This is a genomic window from Bacillus sp. JJ1503 (assembly GCF_036965125.1).
GTDB lineage: Bacteria > Bacillota > Bacilli > Bacillales > Cytobacillaceae > Cytobacillus.
Map to the genome: position 1 here is coordinate 1 of NZ_JBALOZ010000441.1, position 1,457 is coordinate 1,457.

General features: G+C 34.3%; 3 protein-coding genes. All 3 read left to right on the forward strand.

Annotated features, from left to right (window positions below):
- Positions 1 to 117: 117 nt before the first annotated feature.
- On the forward strand, positions 118 to 309 hold the full coding sequence (locus V7149_RS24725; protein ID WP_335348218.1) for a hypothetical protein: 192 nt from the start codon (positions 118 to 120) through the stop codon (positions 307 to 309).
- A 165-nt stretch (positions 310 to 474) separates the two neighbouring features.
- Positions 475 to 696, forward strand: coding sequence for a YozE family protein (locus V7149_RS24730; RefSeq protein WP_335348219.1), 222 nt, complete (start codon positions 475 to 477; stop codon positions 694 to 696).
- Between the two features lie 173 nt (positions 697 to 869).
- On the forward strand, positions 870 to 1,457 hold a 588-nt coding region (locus tag V7149_RS24735; protein ID WP_335348220.1), incomplete at its 3' end, for a hypothetical protein.

Genomic DNA, 1,457 nt, shown 5'->3' on the forward strand with positions numbered 1-1,457 from the left:
TTGAAGTTTCACTTTATCTCATAGTTCACAAAGAATTCATGTTTTATACACAAACTTCGTTTCCTCTCTCTTTATAATGAATACAGGGGATATTCATTTACTTAGGGAGGAAGAATGATGGAACTAACTTTAATGCTTATGCTTGCAGTTGCTATGTTTGCTTTATTTTTCTGTGGATTTTATGCAGGTGTGATTAAAGAAAAATATGGAAAAAACTGGCTTCAGGCTGTTCCGATTACAGTAGCAATATTAATGTTTAATATTATTTGGATTCTGACTGAATTAGCTAAATCATCACGCTATCAGTAACTGCTTAATCAGTATAGATTTTATAGCTTCACATGCACATAGGAAGAAGCAACCTAATATTAGGTTGCTTTTTCTATGGACGAAAACTCAGTTTTTCGCGTATAGTATGTATACGATATATAACAATAATAGATCATTCATTTTATTTCCAAAGAGGCGGTTATAATGGCAAAAACTTTTTATCATTTCTTAATGAAATATCGGCATCCATCACCAAAGGATCGGATTAGCCGCTTTGCAAATCATGCATATTTAGATCACGACTTTCCAAAGACATCATCAGATTATCATGAAATCAGCTTATATTTAGAGTTAAATGGCGCATACATGGACGGAATGGCGGTTTTTGATGAAGCATGGGAATTATATATAATATCAGAAGGATAGGCAGGGTAACTCTTTAGGAGTAGCCCTTTTTTTGTGTTAGCCTTCAATTTGTTTGACATTTCCGCTTTCTATTCATTTTTAATCAGTTTTTCTATATACGGACCGATTTTTCCTATCCTTGCATATAATATTGTAATTAAATTTCACGACTCACACCTGGAAGGATGGAGGAAATGAGCGATAGGAAAAAGTCAAAATATAATATCGGTGATACAGTCGTGATCACTATATATGGAACAGTTGGGAAAATTACAGATGTTAAATGGCTTGATGGAATGTATGTATATGAGGTGAATAAAAGCGAAGGTCTTTTTATGGAATCCAGTCTCAAAATGCTCTCTGAGTTTGAAGGAGAATTAATCGAGAAGGAGCATATTGATATAGAATACAAGTATTTTTTTGGCGATTTAGTTCAAGTAAAAGGCTATGGATCGGATCTGTTTAAGGTTGTAGGGTTTAGGACAGAAATTTGGCGTTATAAGGAAGATGCTTGGGAGGATATTATTTATGAGCTCACGAGAGTCAGTGATGGTGAATGGCTTGAGGCAGGAGAAGAAGAATTAACCATTGTTGCTGATGCGGAAAGCGCGGATGCTTTCATCCAAAAGCTTGGACTATTATATTTGCTGAATAAAAAAGAAAAACTGCCTCAATCATTAGAACAAAAAGGAGCGGCCTCCAATTTCCGAAAAACTGAAAAAGAAATACTGGCTAGTATACGTGAAAGAAAACTATTGATTGATGGTTTATTAGATATATAT

Coding starts and splice junctions, on each gene's coding strand:
- V7149_RS24730 (WP_335348219.1), top strand. CDS start 475: ATGGCAAAAACTTTTTATCATTTCTTAATGAAATATCGGCATCCATCA.
- V7149_RS24725 (WP_335348218.1), top strand. CDS start 118: ATGGAACTAACTTTAATGCTTATGCTTGCAGTTGCTATGTTTGCTTTA.